This is a genomic window from Photobacterium sp. MCCC 1A19761, from assembly GCF_037389125.1.
Taxonomy (GTDB): Bacteria; Pseudomonadota; Gammaproteobacteria; order Enterobacterales; family Vibrionaceae; genus Photobacterium.
Window position 1 is genome coordinate 1 of the sequence record NZ_JAZGTF010000006.1, and the last position, 15537, is coordinate 15537.

At 56.9% G+C, this 15537-nt stretch carries 8 protein-coding genes, 1 rRNA gene and 1 riboswitch; of the genes, 5 read left to right on the top strand and 4 right to left on the bottom strand.

The features are described from left to right. The first annotated feature begins 74 nt into the window (after positions 1–74). Positions 75–190 (top strand): 5S ribosomal RNA (gene rrf, locus VV869_RS07800). Positions 191–440: 250 nt separating this feature from the next. Continuing rightward, complete coding sequence (gene metA / locus VV869_RS07805) at positions 441–1382, top strand: homoserine O-acetyltransferase MetA (RefSeq protein ID WP_337734425.1); 942 nt, start codon at positions 441–443, stop codon at positions 1380–1382. 103 nt (positions 1383–1485) lie between these two features. Here the strand turns inward: metA and VV869_RS07810 are convergent, their stop codons facing one another. Further along, positions 1486–2772, bottom strand: coding sequence for a cation:proton antiporter (locus VV869_RS07810; protein ID WP_337734426.1), 1287 nt, complete (start codon positions 2770–2772; stop codon positions 1486–1488). A 198-nt stretch (positions 2773–2970) separates the two neighbouring features. On the opposite strand from VV869_RS07810, the gene metH reads away from it, so the two are divergent. Continuing rightward, entirely contained in the window at positions 2971–6648 is a 3678-nt protein-coding gene (metH, locus tag VV869_RS07815; protein ID WP_337734427.1) for a methionine synthase, read from the top strand. 91 nt (positions 6649–6739) lie between these two features. On the opposite strand, the gene lysC is transcribed toward metH, so the two are convergent. After that, complete coding sequence (lysC, locus tag VV869_RS07820; protein WP_337734428.1) at positions 6740–8110, bottom strand: lysine-sensitive aspartokinase 3; 1371 nt, start codon at positions 8108–8110, stop codon at positions 6740–6742. A gap of 112 nt (positions 8111–8222) precedes the next feature. Beyond that, positions 8223–8402, bottom strand: a riboswitch (Lysine riboswitch). Positions 8403–8641: 239 nt separating this feature from the next. Between lysC and VV869_RS07825 the strand changes: the two genes are divergently transcribed. Next, positions 8642–9760, top strand: a complete 1119-nt coding sequence (locus tag VV869_RS07825; RefSeq protein WP_337734429.1) for a pyridoxal-phosphate-dependent aminotransferase family protein — start codon at positions 8642–8644, stop codon at positions 9758–9760. Between the two features lie 149 nt (positions 9761–9909). Here the strand turns inward: VV869_RS07825 and VV869_RS07830 are convergent, their stop codons facing one another. Continuing rightward, a complete protein-coding gene (locus tag VV869_RS07830) occupies positions 9910–11697 on the bottom strand; it encodes a PglL family O-oligosaccharyltransferase (RefSeq protein WP_337734430.1) in 1788 nt (595 codons plus the stop codon). A 72-nt stretch (positions 11698–11769) separates the two neighbouring features. After that, a complete protein-coding gene (gene uvrA, locus VV869_RS07835) occupies positions 11770–14628 on the bottom strand; it encodes an excinuclease ABC subunit UvrA (protein ID WP_337734431.1) in 2859 nt (952 codons plus the stop codon). Positions 14629–14957: 329 nt separating this feature from the next. Here uvrA and VV869_RS07840 point away from each other — a divergent pair, with 329 nt between their 5' ends. Beyond that, positions 14958–15509 (top strand): single-stranded DNA-binding protein, encoded by a 552-nt coding sequence (locus VV869_RS07840; RefSeq protein ID WP_337734432.1) that lies wholly within the window; start codon positions 14958–14960, stop codon positions 15507–15509. Positions 15510–15537: the final 28 nt, after the last annotated feature.

The window sequence follows — 15537 nt, forward strand, 5'->3', positions numbered from 1 at the left end:
CTCAGTCGGTAGAGCGCACCCTTGGTAAGGGTGAGGCCCCCAGTTCAAATCTGGGTACTAGCACCACTATTTTGTTCAGCGACAACAGCACAATGGTCCCACCTGATCCCATGCCGAACTCAGAAGTGAAACGTTGTAGCGCCGATGGTAGTGTGGGGCCTCCCCATGTGAGAGTAGGACATTGCTGAACACCCATTTTAAAACCCAGCCGAAAGGCTGGGTTTTTTCGTTTCTGAACAGTCACTTTCATGAAAATTTCTCAAGATTGCAGCTCGTTGCCCAATTCTTTTTAAGTGCTTTTCCTTGCGCCTTGCCAGAAAGTTATATAGTTTACTTAGAAATCTGGACGTCTAAACATCCTGTCGATGCATCGAATCGATCCGTGCTCGCATCAAAGGGGCGCCAGGTTATTTGGAAACATGTTGAAGGAGCAAACCAAGATGCCGATAAAAATTCCTGACCAACTCCCTGCAACGGATATTCTGCGTAGCGAGAATATTTTCGTGATGTCTGAAGCGCGTGCAGCGAGCCAGGAGATCCGTCCCCTCAAGGTTTTGCTATTGAATCTGATGCCAAGAAAGATTGAGACGGAAACTCAGTTCTTGCGGTTGTTATCGAATAGCCCGCTTCAGGTGGATGTCGAGCTGCTCCGGATTGATAACCGACCAACGAAGAATACTCCGACGGAGCATTTAGATACTTTTTACCGCCAGTTCGATATGGTGAAAGGGCGTAATTTTGATGGTTTGATTGTCACCGGCGCCCCTTTGGGGTTGGTGCAGTTTGAAGATGTGCTGTACTGGGAAGAGATCCAAACCATCATGAACTGGGCGAAAGCACATGTGACGTCCACCCTGTTCGTCTGCTGGGCGGCACAGGCGGGACTCAAACTGTTGTATGATTTGCCCAAGCGAACCCGTAAGGAGAAGCTCTCCGGGGTGTATTCCCATCGCATTCATGATTGCCGCCATCCCATCCTGCGTGGCTTTGACGATACCTTTCTTGCGCCGCACTCCCGCTACGCGGATTTCTCCCCGGATTATCTGGCCCAACATACGGATCTCGATATCCTGGCGACGTCTGAACAAGCCGGGGTTTACCTGGCGGCGACGAAAGATAAGCGGAATGTCTTTGTGACCGGTCATCCCGAATACGATGTGCATACCCTGCATAATGAGTATGTGCGTGATTTGAGTGAAGGGATGGAGCCGAATATTCCGGTGAATTACTACCCGGAGGGAAATCCGGACAATCCACCGGTGGCCAGTTGGCGTAGTCATGGCCACTTGCTGTTTTCGAACTGGTTGAATTACTGTGTGTACCAGCAGACGCCATATGATCTGGAGCATTTCTCGGTAGATAAATTTACCCGGGATGATTAATCATTCCCTGGCTGGTGTGTACTTGCCGGTATGTCGCCGTTCAGGCTCCTTCGGTGTCACAGCACATGAATAACAAAAGACCTGCCGAGGCAGGTCTTTGTCATTATTGCTTGGCGTTATCGGCTTCCCAGAGCTTGGCTTTCTGAATCATCGGGGTAATGGTTGAACCCTGGATCAGGATGGAGAACACCACGACGGCATAGGTCATCACCAGAATCAACTCGCGCACGTCAATGTTCTTCTCCGGGATCACGATGACTCCGGCCGGAATGGCCATTGCCATCGCCAACGCCAGGCCGCCACGCAGGCCACCCCAGGTCAGGATCCTCACCGAATGCGGGTTATAGCTACGGTAGCGCTGGAATCCAAAGTAGGACAGCTGGATGCTGAGGTAGCGGCTGAGCAGTACCAACGGCACGGCGATGACCATCAGGATCCAGTCTTCCTCGTGGAAGCTGAACTGCAGCATGCTCAGACCGATCAGCAGGAACAGCACCCCGTTGAGGAATTCATCGACCAGTTCCCAGAAATGGTCCAGGTGATCCTCACTTTCTTTCGAGAACCCGATGTAGCGCGTCCAGTTCCCTATCATGATCCCGGAGACTACCATCGCCAGAGGTCCGGAGACATGGATCAGATCGGCGAAAGCATATCCGGCTGTCGGTACCCCGATGGTCAGCAGCAGCTCCATGGAGTGATCGTCTGTGGCACTGATCAGGTAATGGAACAGCAGGCCAAGCAGGAAGCCGTAAGCAATCCCGCCGATTGCTTCCTGAATAAACAGCTGACCGACGCCTAAAATGGTCGGTGCTTCGTTGCCGAAGGCAATGGTGAATAAGGTGACAAAAATGACCAGGCCGAACCCATCATTGAACAGGGACTCGCCTTCAATCTGGGTGGAAATCCGGCGTGGGGCATTGAGCTTTTTTACGATGGCCAGGACGGCGATGGGGTCGGTCGGGGAGATCAGGGCGCCGAAAATCAGGCAGTAGATGAGGTGAAAGTCGATGCCGATGAGCTGGCAGATACCCCAGAGGGCAAAGCCGATAAAGAAGGTGGAAAATAGCGTGGCGGCCAAAGCCAGGACGGTGATTTCCCACTTCTGATCTTCCAGGTTGGGGAGCTTGATCCCGAGCCCGCCGGCGAAAAGCAGAAAGCCTAAAATCCCTTTGAGCAAAAATGATTCGAAGTTGATTTCACCCAGCTGGCTGGCTGCGATTTCTTCTAAATGAAACCATCCGTTTTGACCGGCGATCACGATGCCTAAGGATAGGATCAGTGCGCCAGCCGTGATCGCAATCGTTGTTTGCATTTTCCCTATTTTGCTGTTGATAAACGCAATGATCATTGCTGCGGCAGCAAGAAAGCAAAGGGTGCTATAAACGGACATCCATGAACCTCGATATAAGCTGAAAAGTAAAGAGACAAATTGTGTCAAAATATAAAGCCATCATACATTGATAGCTACTGAAAACTTTTCAATATTGAGCCTGAGCCCGGAAACAATAATTCATTTGGACGTCTAGATTTCCATCTAACCTGTGGTAGGATGTTATTCAGCTGTAAAAATGGATAAGGAAGTAGTGCGGTGGGAAAGGGCAAGGAATTATTACAAGCGCGGTTGGCGCAGCAAATCCTGATCATTGACGGCGGGATGGGCACAATGATCCAGGGTTATAAACTGGATGAAGCAGATTATCGTGGGGAGCGGTTTGCTGACTGGCCTTCTGACCTGAAGGGCAATAATGATTTATTGGTGCTGACGCAGCCCCAGTTGATCCGCGAGATTCACAGTGCCTACCTGGAAGCGGGCGCCGATATCCTGGAAACCAACACGTTTAACGCCACGACGATTGCCATGGCCGATTACAACATGGAATCGCTCAGTGCCGAGATCAACCGCGAAGCGGCCCGGCTGGCGCGTCAGGTGGCTGATGAATGGACGGCCAAAACGCCCGATAAACCGCGCTTTGTCGCCGGGGTGCTTGGCCCGACCAACCGTACCTGCTCAATTTCACCGGACGTAAATGACCCGGGCTACCGGAATGTCTCCTTTGATCGGCTGGTCGAAGCTTATGCTGAATCGACCCATGCCCTGATTGAAGGCGGTGCCGATATCATCCTGATTGAAACCATTTTTGATACCCTCAATGCCAAGGCGTGTGCCTTCGCGGTCGATCAGGTGTTTGATGAACTGGGGATGGCTCTGCCTGTGATGATCTCCGGGACCATTACCGATGCCTCCGGGCGGACCCTTTCCGGCCAGACGACCGAAGCTTTCTATAACTCCCTGCGCCATGTCCGGCCAATCTCGTTCGGCCTCAACTGTGCCCTTGGCCCGGATGAGCTGCGTCAGTATGTGGAAGAGCTGTCTCGGATTTCCGAATGCGCGGTCTCTGCTCACCCCAATGCGGGTCTGCCGAATGCTTTTGGTGAGTATGACTTATCGCCGGAGGAGATGGCTGAACATATTGCAGAGTGGGCGGAGTCCGGCTTTCTGAACCTGGTCGGCGGTTGTTGCGGCACCACGCCGGAGCATATTCGCCAGATGGCCGCCGTGACGGCAACCGTGAAACCGCGTGCGCTGCCGGAGCTGCCGGTGGCTTGCCGGTTGTCCGGACTGGAGCCGCTGACCATCGAGAAAGACACCCTGTTTGTCAATGTTGGGGAGCGGACCAACGTCACCGGCTCGGCACGCTTCAAGCGACTGATTAAAGAAGAGCAATACGATGAAGCGCTGGAAGTGGCCCGTCAGCAGGTGGAAAACGGTGCCCAGATCATCGATATTAATATGGATGAAGGGATGCTCGATGCCGAAGCCTGTATGGTGCGTTTCCTCAATCTCTGTGCATCTGAGCCGGAAATATCCAAAGTGCCGATCATGGTTGACTCCTCTAAGTGGGAAGTCATCGAAGCCGGTCTGAAATGTATCCAGGGCAAGGGGATTGTCAACTCGATCTCGCTCAAGGAAGGTAAAGAGAAGTTTATTGAGCAGGCCAAACTGATCCGCCGCTACGGTGCGGCGGTGATTGTGATGGCCTTTGATGAAGTCGGCCAGGCGGATACCCGCGAGCGCAAGCTGGAGATCTGTACCAATGCGTACCGGATCTTGGTCGATGAAGTCGGCTTCCCGCCGGAAGATATCATTTTTGACCCGAATATCTTTGCGGTCGCCACCGGGATTGATGAGCATAACAACTATGCGGTCGACTTTATTGAAGCGGTGGGCGACATCAAGCGGGATCTGCCCCACGCGATGATCTCCGGCGGGGTGTCGAATGTCTCGTTCTCTTTCCGCGGCAATAACTACGTCCGTGAAGCAATCCATGCTGTATTCCTCTATCACTGCTTCAAGCGCGGGATGGATATGGGGATCGTCAATGCCGGCCAGCTGGAAGTCTATGACAACGTGCCGGAAAAACTGCGTGAAGCGGTGGAAGATGTGGTGCTCAACCGCCGGGATGATGCAACAGAGCGGCTGCTGGACATTGCTGCTGAATATGCCGGTAAAGGCGTTGGTAAAGAAGAAGATGCCTCGGCGCTGGAGTGGCGCACCTGGCCGGTGGCCAAGCGGCTGGAGCATGCGCTGGTCAAGGGGATCACTGAGTTCATTGTTGCAGACACCGAAGAAGCGCGTGCCAATGCCAGCAAGCCGTTGGAAGTGATTGAAGGCCCGTTGATGGACGGGATGAACGTGGTCGGTGATTTGTTCGGTGAAGGGAAAATGTTCCTGCCGCAGGTGGTGAAATCGGCCCGGGTAATGAAACAGGCGGTGGCTTACCTGGAGCCGTACATTAATGCACAGAAGCAGGTCGGGAGTACGAACGGCAAGATCCTGCTGGCTACGGTGAAAGGGGATGTCCACGATATCGGCAAGAATATTGTCGGGGTCGTCCTGCAATGTAATAACTACGAGATCATCGATCTCGGGGTGATGGTGCCATGCGAGCAGATCCTCAAGATCGCCAAGGAAGAGAACGTCGACATTATCGGTCTGTCCGGTCTGATCACGCCGTCGCTGGATGAAATGGTCCATGTGGCCAAGGAAATGGAGCGTCAGGGCTTTGATCTGCCGTTGTTGATTGGCGGTGCCACGACCTCCAAAGCGCACACGGCGGTGAAAATTGAGCAGAACTACCATCAACCGGTGGTCTATGTGAACAATGCTTCGCGGGCGGTGGGCGTGTGTACCTCGCTGCTGTCGGATGAGCTTCGTCCGGCTTTTGTTGAAAAACTCGATGCCGATTATGTCCGGGTGCGGGATCAGCACAGCCGCAAGAAACCGCGGACCAAGCCGGTGACGCTGGAAACGGCCCGGGCGAACCGGGTGGCAATTGACTGGGCCGGCTATACGCCGCCGGAGCCGGCAAAGCCGGGTACCCATGTATTTGACGACTTTGAGGTCGCGACCTTGCGTCAATACATCGATTGGACCCCGTTCTTTATGACCTGGTCGCTGATGGGCAAATACCCGGCGATTTTGGATCACGAAGAAGTGGGTGAAGAGGCGCGTCGTTTGTTTGCCGATGCCAATGAATGGTTGGATCGGATTGAGCAGGAAGGTCTGATGAAAGCGAGTGGCATGTGTGCGCTGTTCCCGGCCAACAGTGTTGGGGATGATATCGAAGTCTATACCGATGCGTCGCGTACCCAGCTCGCTCAGGTGCTGCACCACTTGCGACAGCAGACGGAAAAACCGAAAGGCTATAACTATTGTCTGTCGGATTACATTGCGCCGAAAGACAGCGGTAAACCGGACTGGATCGGGGCATTTGCCGTCACCGGCGGCATTGGTGAGCGGGAGCTGGCCGATGCGTTTAAAGCCAAAGGGGACGATTATAATGCGATCATGGTGCAGGCGGTCGCTGACCGGCTGGCAGAAGCCTTTGCCGAGTACCTGCATGAGCAGGTGCGAAAGGAGATCTGGGGCTATTCACCGGAGGAAGATTTGTCGAATGATGATCTGATCCGGGAAAAATATCAGGGGATCCGTCCGGCGCCGGGGTATCCGGCCTGTCCGGAACATACTGAGAAAGGCACCCTGTGGGAGCTGCTGAAGGTTGAAGAAACGATCGGGATGTCGCTGACGACCAGTTATGCCATGTGGCCGGGCGCGTCGGTGTCGGGTTGGTACTTCTCCCACCCGGACGCGCGCTACTTTGCCGTTGCCCAGATCCAGGAAGATCAGCGTGACAGCTACGCTGAGCGCAAAGGCTGGGATTTGATTGAAGCAGAGAAATGGCTGGGGCCGAACCTGTCGGCTTAGGCTTATGGGTTGGCTTAGGCTCATCGATGAAAGCACCATCACGAAGGGCGCCGATTGGCGCCCTTGCTGTTTCTGGCGTGAGCGATGTGGCTCAGGCTTCCAGGATCTGGCGGTGCAGCGACTGGACCACCGATTTGGCATCCTGCTCCTGGACCAGGAAGCAGAGGTTATGCGGGCTGGCGCCGTAGCAGATCATACGCAGGTTGTAGTCATCCAGCGAGCCGAAGATTTCTTTGGCGGAACCTTTGGTCTGGCTCATCCGGTTGCCAATCAGGGCTACCAGGCACAGGCCCTGCTCAACCTCGACCCGGCACAGCTGGCTGAGTGCTTCCACAGCGGCTTCCGGGAGCTGCGGCGCGCCGCCGGCGGTGTCGGTTTTATCCAGAGTCAGGGAAACACTGACTTCGGAGGTCGTAATGAGATCGACCGAGACTTTGTGCTCGGCCAGGATCCGGAACACCTCCGCCAGAAAACCGTAGGCATGGAACATGTTCAGGCTGGTCAGGGTCACCATGGTCTGGTTGCAACGCAGGGCGAGGGCCCGGAACAGCGGTGCATCACTGACTCGATCACGGATCCAGGTCCCGCCTTGCTCCGGTGCCCGGGACGACCCGATAAACACCGGGATCTGCTGGCGGATTGCTGGGACCAAAGTGGACGGGTGCAGGATCTTGGCCCCGAAGTTGGCCATCTCGGACGCTTCGCTGAAACTGATTTCCCGGATGGGCTTGGCTGCGGCCGTGATCCGGGGATCGGTGGTATACATGCCTGGGACATCAGTCCAGATTTCCAGTGTGGTGGCGCGAAGCGCTTCGGCCACCAGCGCCGCGCTGTAGTCACTGCCGCCCCGGCCCAGGGTGGTGGTATTCCCGTCCTGATCAGCGCCGATAAAGCCCTGGCTGACTACGACCTGCTGGTCCAGCAACGGCTCCAGATGCGCTGTTGCCAGCGCGCGGATGGCATCCGGTTGTGGTATCGCCTTGCCGAACTGGTTGTCGGTGCGCAGGATGTCGCGGATATCGACACGCACCGCGTTCACCCCCAGCTCGCAGAGGATCTGGGTAAACAGGTAGGTAGAGAGGAGCTCGCCATTGGCGACCAGTTGATCGGTCAGCTGGGCACTAGGCTGGGTTGCAGCCTGCGCGGCCAGTGTCGCGACGTTGTCGAGATGGTCATTGATCGCCGGCGTAATTGGCTCCGGCGATGCCAGCTCGTTCAGGACGGCGTAGTGGATATCTTTCAGCTGGGTCAGTAATTGCTGGCGTCGGTCTGTGTCCCGCACCCCGCCGGCCAGTTCAACCAGCAGGTTGGTGACGCCGGAGCAGGCGCTGATCAGCACCACCCGGGCTGCCGGGTTATGTTTGATGATCATGGCACTGCGGTGCATGGCGGTAAAATCGGCAACACTGGTGCCGCCGAATTTGGCGACGGTTAGGGCGGCAGCGTTATCAACAGGGCTCAAAGCAAGTCTCCCAATATCAGTAATGGTGATGAAGATAGGGACTGACTCGGGAGGTTAGTTCCCGACATCCAAGGGTCAGGAGAGCAAATCGGTGAGACGGATAGTTCGCGCTACAACCAGAAGCTCCCCACCTTTCACGATGAAAGGTGACAGCCAGAAGGATTCAACCTTACTGGCCGATACTACCGTTCCCCGAGTCCGGCAGTATCTCGGCGTTACTCCCCCTCGCCAGGATGCCTCGGGGTGGGGCCCCGCAACCTGGTTACCTGGGTAACGCTCCTCTTCTGTTTTTTCCCTGATGATACTTTGATCATCAGGGTGAACAAAAAACGTCCTTCATTGAAGCGGATTTACCGGGGGCTTGTCAATGGGCGAATGAAAAATTATGCGGGGAAAATGCAAGGGTGATCGTTGCGGGGGTGCAGGGTTGCGTCCGGGGGCAATTCCCTGAATACTGGGATATTCCCTGAAACGTTGCCGGTTTTGGTTGCCGCTCAGAGAAATATGAACGCTTACCCAGGAGATATAATAATGACAATTGGTAGTTTTTATCCACCACAACGTACACTGATGGGCCCGGGGCCGTCGGATATCTACCCGCAGGTGTTGCAGGCGCTGAGTCGTCCGACGGTCGGTCACTTAGATCCGCTGTTTATCGGCATGATGGATGAGCTGAAACAACTGCTGCAGTACGCCTTCCAGACCCAGAACCCGTTCACCATTGCCGTGTCTGCGCCGGGTAGTGCCGGCATGGAAGCGTGTTTCGTCAATTTGGTTGAGCCGGGCGATAAAGTGATCGTCTGCCGCAATGGCGTGTTTGGCGATCGGATGCGGGAAAATGTCGAGCGCTGTGGCGGTGAGGCAGTGATGGTCGATAATGCCTGGGGAGAGCCGGTTGACCCGCAGTTGGTCGAACAGGCACTGGAGGCTAACCCGGATGCCAAAATCGTGGCTTTTGTCCATGCCGAAACCTCGACTGGCGCCCTGAGCGATGCTGAAGCGATTGCCAAGTTAGCCCGCCAGCATGACTGTCTGACCATTGTCGACGCCGTGACCTCGCTAGGCGGCGTCCCGCTGCTGGTGGACGAGTGGCAGCTGGATGCCGTGTATTCGGGCAGCCAGAAGTGTTTGTCCTGTGTCCCGGGCCTGTCGCCGCTGACTTTCTCGCCGCGTGCGGTGGAGAGAATTCAGCAGCGCCAGAGCAAAGTTCAGAGCTGGTTCCTGGATCAAAGCCTGGTGCTGGGATACTGGAGCGGTGAAGGCAAGCGCAGCTACCACCATACTGCGCCGGTGAACAGCCTGTACGCCCTGCATGAAGCGCTGGTGCTGCTGAAAAATGAAGGGCTGGAAAATGCCTGGCAGCGCCATCAGGATGCGCACCGGGAGCTGCGTGACGGACTGGAGAAACTCGGGATCGAATTTGTGGTCGAGGAAGCGTCCCGCTTGCCGCAGCTCAATGCGGTGTACATCCCGGACGGTGTCGATGATGCGCAGGTTCGTCAGACCTTGCTGGAGCGTTACAACCTGGAAATTGGTGCCGGACTGGGCGCTTTGGCCGGGAAGGCGTGGCGGATTGGTCTGATGGGATACGCGGCCCGCAGCGAAAATGTGGCGCTGTGCCTGAAGGCCCTGGAGTCGACGCTGAAGTAAGTCAGCTCGGAATCAACCGGAGGCCCGGCACGTGTGCTGGGGGCAGGATCAACAACGGCTACCTCGGTAGCCGTTTTTTTGGGCGTCTGCTCAGCCCGTGAGCCGTGAGCCGTGCACACGGGTCCGTTTCCCGTTTCCTGAGTGGCGTATTACTGCGCGACGGTAGATGGCAGACTTGGCGTCACGCCCTGGCTGACGGGCTGTGCAGCGCCCTCAAAGAGGGAGGCCAGTGCGTCCGGGCTGAAATCATCGGCCGGAAACAGGTACTCGGCTTCCTGGCGAATTTGGGCGGCCCGCGCCGGATCGTCCAGCAACTGGTAGGCGGCGATGAGGTTCTGGTACAAGGCCGGCCGTGGCCAGCTTTTGGCTTTCTCGGTGGCCCAGTCGACATAGTGCTGGATCAGGTCCGGATCCTGAGTTGCTGCGCCCAGGTGGAGTTGGGTGATCGCCAGATCCCACGAGAGCCGGGTTTCCCAGGCCCATGGATTGTTCACGCGTTGCAGATAGCTGATCTCCGGTGGCCGGGAAGTTTCAAACTTGGTCAGCCAGTAGCCCGAGTAGAGTGTGGTCACCATATAGCCGCTGATCAGCAGCGGCAGCAGGATCATGCTGATGCGGATTGTCAGGACATAGTTGATCTTGAGTTTGTAGTACTTGGCGGTGAGGTTATCCACCCAATAGATCAGGAGCACAAAGATCACCCAGTGCACCAGCGCATGATAAAACGGGTACTCGAGCTGGGTGTGCAACGTGAGCGGAAAGAACAGTGCCACCAATGCCAGCCGGGTTCCCGGCGGGGCTTTGCGAATCCGGGTCAGCACGGCGGCCGCGGCAAGCAGCAGGCCAAGTAACGGCAGGGTACCGCCTTCCACCGCCCAGTACAGCAGCTCATTGTGCGGATGTTCCAGCGCCGCCAGACCGTGCGGCTGAGTGGGATCACTATGGTGCCACTGGGCCGTCTGGGTGAGATAGGCCGATTCAAAGTTGCCGTAGCCGTAGCCGAGCCATGGCGATTTTCGGTACATCTCCCAGGCTTGCGGCAGGTGAATACTGCGCGCACTGTGCAGGCTGATCCGGTCTTCAGCCGGGGCCCAGCTGACGCTTGTGCTTAAATGCCACGACAGGCTCAGGCCCAGGGCGACCATCAGCAGCCACATCCGCCATTGTGCTTTGGCGGCGAACCGGCACAGGTAGGGCAGGATCAGTAAGGTAGCTATGATGGCTGCCAGCCATCCGGTCCGGGAGCTGACAAACACCAGCACCGGGATCGTGACCACCGGGGTGAGCAGCAATCCGGCCTGATGGAGCGACCATTTTCCCCGGTACATAGGTAAGCGGGCCAGGAGGTAAGCCGACAGCACCAGGCCGGTGGCCAGGAACGTCGCCATGACATTGGGCTGCTGGAAAATCCCGTACGGGCGGTTGACCACGGTGTCGTAGCCGATGGGGGTGTCCGCTTCCAGGCCGAAGAACTGATACCAGCCCAGCAGGGCCTGAAGCCAGACCGCGGCGAGGATCAGCCAGAGCAGGTGCTGGCGTTGCTTGTGGCTGAAGGCAAACTGCTGCAAAGCCAGGAAAAAAAGAAAACCGGCCCACAGTCCAAGCAACCGGCCCGCTGCAGTACTGTCGCCGGCATTCGGGTAGAGCACGGGCAGGGTGAGGAGGACACAGCAGGCAAACAGGATCAGGGTCAGGCGGGAGTAACGCCAGGTTTTCTGACGGCAAATTTCAAACAGCCCGAAGGCGATCGCGAAGCTGAGCGGGATCCAGCTGGCGGCATTGAACGAGAGGGCCAGCCCGGATCCCCCGGGGTTGTGCTGGAAGTAGTGCATGGTAAACAGGAACAACACGCTGAGCGTGGCCATAAACGGCTTGATCACCGGCTTGCTGATGCGCTGTTGTGCCAGCCGGGTGCCTTGTACATGTAACAAATTCATGGTCGTTTTCTGCCTGTTGCGCTGCTCGCCTTGTCTGGTTGCAGGCTGAGCGGACCCAGCCTGCGATGGGGATCACCTGGCCTCGGCCAGCTCGGGCTTGTTGATGGCCGGTAACAACGGCTTGAGGAAGCGCGCTGTATGGGAGCCTTCAACCCGGGCCACCTGCTCCGGGGTGCCGGTGGCAATAATTTCACCGCCGCCGCTGCCGCCTTCCGGACCCAGATCGATGATCCAGTCCGCGGTTTTGATCACATCCAGGTTATGTTCGATCACCACGATGGTGTTGCCGTGATCCCGCAGGCGGTGCAATACACTCAACAGCTGCTGGATATCGTGGAAGTGCAGGCCGGTGGTTGGCTCATCCAGAATATACAGGGTCTTTCCTGTATCGCGCTTGGATAACTCGCGTGCCAGCTTGACCCGTTGGGCCTCACCACCGGACAGGGTGGTCGCGGCCTGGCCCAGCCGGATATAAGATAGGCCAACATCCATTAACGTTTGCAGTTTTCTGGCAATTGCTGGAACCGCATCAAAGAATTCCCGCGCATCTTCCACCGTCAGCTCCAGCACTTCATCAATGCTTTTGCCTTTGTAGCGGATCTCCAGGGTTTCGCGGTTATAGCGCTTGCCGTGGCAGGCATCACAAGGCACGTAGACATCCGGCAGGAAGTGCATTTCGACTTTGATCACCCCATCGCCCTGGCAGGCTTCGCAGCGCCCGCCTTTGACGTTGAAGCTGAAACGGCCCGGTTTATAGCCGCGCGAGCGGGATTCCTGAGTGCCGGAGAACAGCTCGCGGATCGGGGTGAAGATACCGGTATAGGTCGCCGGGTTGGAGCGTGGCGTCCGTCCAATCGGGCTCTGGTCGATATCGATCACCTTGTCGCAGTGGTCCAGATCGCGGATCTCCCGGTACGGCGCAGCGTCACCGGCGGTTGCCCCGTTGAGCTGGTGGTGGGCAATTTTGAAGAAAGTGTCGTTGATCAGGGTCGATTTCCCGGAGCCGGAAACACCGGTCACGCAGGTCAGCAGGCCGACCGGGATTTCGACATCAACGTTCTTCAGGTTGTTGCCGGACGCACCGATCAGCTTGACGGTGCGGTCGGGATCCATCGCGACCCGCTGCTCAGGGACGGCAATGCTTTTCTTGCCGCTGAGGTACTGGCCGGTCAGCGAGGCGTCGGAGGCAAGGATATCTGCCAGGGTACCTTCGGCAATTACGTTGCCGCCGTGGACTCCGGCCCCCGGACCGATATCGATCACATGGTCGGCGGTGCGGATGGCATCTTCATCGTGCTCGACCACGATCACCGTATTGCCGAGATCCCGCAGGTGGGTCAGGGTGCTGAGCAGGCGCTCGTTATCGCGCTGGTGGAGGCCGATGGACGGCTCATCCAGCACGTACATCACGCCGACCAGACCGGCGCCAATCTGGCTGGCCAAACGGATCCGCTGAGCTTCACCGCCGGACAGGGTCTCGGCGCTGCGGGACAGGTTGAGGTAGTTAAGGCCGACATTGACCAGAAAGTGCAGCCGATCGGAGATCTCTTTCAGCACTTTTTCCGCAATTTTGGCCCGCTGCCCGACCAGTGACAGATTGCTGAAGAAATCCAGCGCCTCATTGATACTCATCTCGCTGATCTGCGGCAAGGTGGTGTCGGCGACAAAGACGTTGCGGGCTTCCAGGCGCAGGCGCGAGCCGTGACAGCTGCTGCATGGTTTGGTCGAAATAAACTTGATCAGCTCCTCGCGCACTGAGTTGGACTCTGTTTCGCGGTAGCGGCGCTCCATGTTGTTGAGGATCCCCTCGAACGGATGACGCCGGACCGTGATATCGCCGCGGTCATTGATGTACTTAAATTCGATTTCCTGTTTGCCGGACCCCTTGAGGATCACCTGCTGGGTTTTCTGCGGCAGGCTGTTGAACGGTGCTTCCACGTCAAAGTCATAGTGCTCGGCCATCGAAGTGAGCATCTGGAAATAATAGAAGTTGCGTTTGTCCCAGCCGCGGATCGCCCCGCCGGCCAGGCTCAGCTCGCCGTTCTGTACCACCCGTTCCGGGTCGAAATATTGCTGCACGCCCAGGCCGTCACAGGTGCCGCAGGCACCGGCCGGGTTGTTGAAGGAAAACAGGCGCGGCTCGAGTTCCTGCATACTGTAGCCGCAATGCGGGCAGGCAAAGTTGGCGGAGAAAATGATTTCCTCGTGTTCGCCGGCCGTCATCGGGCTGACCACTACGGTACCGCCGGACAGTTCCAGCGCGGTTTCGAACGATTCTGCCAGACGCTGTTGCAGATCGTCGCGGACCTTGAATCGATCGACGACCACTTCGATGGTGTGTTTCTTGTGCAGCTCCAGCGTCGGCGGATCGGACAGATCGCAGACTTCGCCGTCGATCCGGGCGCGGATATAGCCCTGGGCAGCGAGGTTGGCCAGGGTTTTGACGTGTTCCCCCTTGCGCTCTTTGACCACGGGAGCCAGCAGCATCATCTTGCTACCTTCGGGCAGGGCCAGCACCTGATCGACCATCTGGCTGACGGTTTGTGCGGCCAGGGCCACATGGTGCGTCGGACAGCGCGGCTCACCGACCCGGGCAAACAGCAGTCGCAGGTAGTCATACACCTCGGTGATGGTCCCGACGGTCGAGCGCGGGTTGTGGGAGGTTGACTTCTGCTCAATGGAGATGGCCGGAGACAAGCCTTCGATATGGTCGACATCCGGTTTTTCCATCAGTGACAGAAACTGCCGGGCATAGGCCGAGAGGGATTCGACATAGCGGCGCTGGCCTTCGGCGTAGAGCGTATCGAATGCCAGGGAAGATTTCCCCGAGCCGGACAGGCCGGTGATCACAATCAGCTTGTCACGTGGCAGAGTTAGACTGATGTTTTTGAGGTTATGGGTCCGGGCACCCCTGACTTCGATTTGATCCATAGTATGTGAGCTTATGACTGACAAAGTGGGCCATCATTATCACACAAGGCGAAAAAGCTTGAAAGTGGAAACTGTATAAAGATACAGTACTCGGGGCGATTATTGAGCATTTTGTCCGGGGGCAGATCCGGGCCGCAGTGGCGTAGGGAAACGTGCCGGGCGGCAGCCAGATCGCCGCGGATGAAGCGCGAGGATAATTTTGCGCGGAATCACACGGTCTCGCCCTGTTCCCGAACCGGGCAGCATGGTAGACTGCGCGATTCAGTATAAACTTTGAGTAGCAGCCGCTGTAGCAGAATACAGCCCAGCGATCAGATCTGGAGTGAATTATGGCCAGTCGTGGCATCAATAAAGTTATCCTGGTGGGTAACCTAGGAAATGATCCGGAAATCCGTTACATGCCGAATGGTGGTGCAGTAGCAAATATTACCGTTGCTACTTCTGAGTCATGGCGTGACAAGAGCACCGGTGAGCAGCGTGAAAAAACTGAATGGCACCGTGTGGCGCTGTTCGGCAAGTTAGCAGAAGTGGCGGGTGAGTACCTGCGTAAAGGCTCACAAGTCTACATCGAAGGCCAGTTGCAAACTCGTAAGTGGCAAGATCAGAACGGCCAAGACCGTTACACGACTGAGATCGTGGTTCAGGGCTACAACGGCATCATGCAGATGCTGGGCGGCCGTCAGGGCGGTGGCCAGGGTATGGGCGCGCCAATGGGTGGTCAGCAGCAGCAGGGTGGTTGGGGACAGCCGCAACAACCGGCAGCCGCACCACAGCAGGGTTATGCGCCGCAGCAGTCAGCCCCGCAGCAGCAAGCGCCGCAACAGCCACAGCAGCAGTATAACGAACCGCCGATGGACTTCGACGACGATATCCCGTTCTAAGTCGAAAGGTTTGACTGACGGTTGATAA

What these genes read in the sequence shown, in the direction of transcription:
- VV869_RS07825 (WP_337734429.1), top strand. Translation starts at nt 8,642, where the DNA reads ATGACAATTGGTAGTTTTTATCCACCACAACGTACACTGATGGGCCCG.
- VV869_RS07810 (WP_337734426.1), bottom strand. Translation starts at nt 2,772, where the DNA reads ATGTCCGTTTATAGCACCCTTTGCTTTCTTGCTGCCGCAGCAATGATC.
- uvrA (WP_337734431.1), bottom strand. Translation starts at nt 14,628, where the DNA reads ATGGATCAAATCGAAGTCAGGGGTGCCCGGACCCATAACCTCAAAAAC.
- VV869_RS07840 (WP_337734432.1), top strand. Translation starts at nt 14,958, where the DNA reads ATGGCCAGTCGTGGCATCAATAAAGTTATCCTGGTGGGTAACCTAGGA.
- metA (WP_337734425.1), top strand. Translation starts at nt 441, where the DNA reads ATGCCGATAAAAATTCCTGACCAACTCCCTGCAACGGATATTCTGCGT.
- VV869_RS07830 (WP_337734430.1), bottom strand. Translation starts at nt 11,697, where the DNA reads ATGAATTTGTTACATGTACAAGGCACCCGGCTGGCACAACAGCGCATC.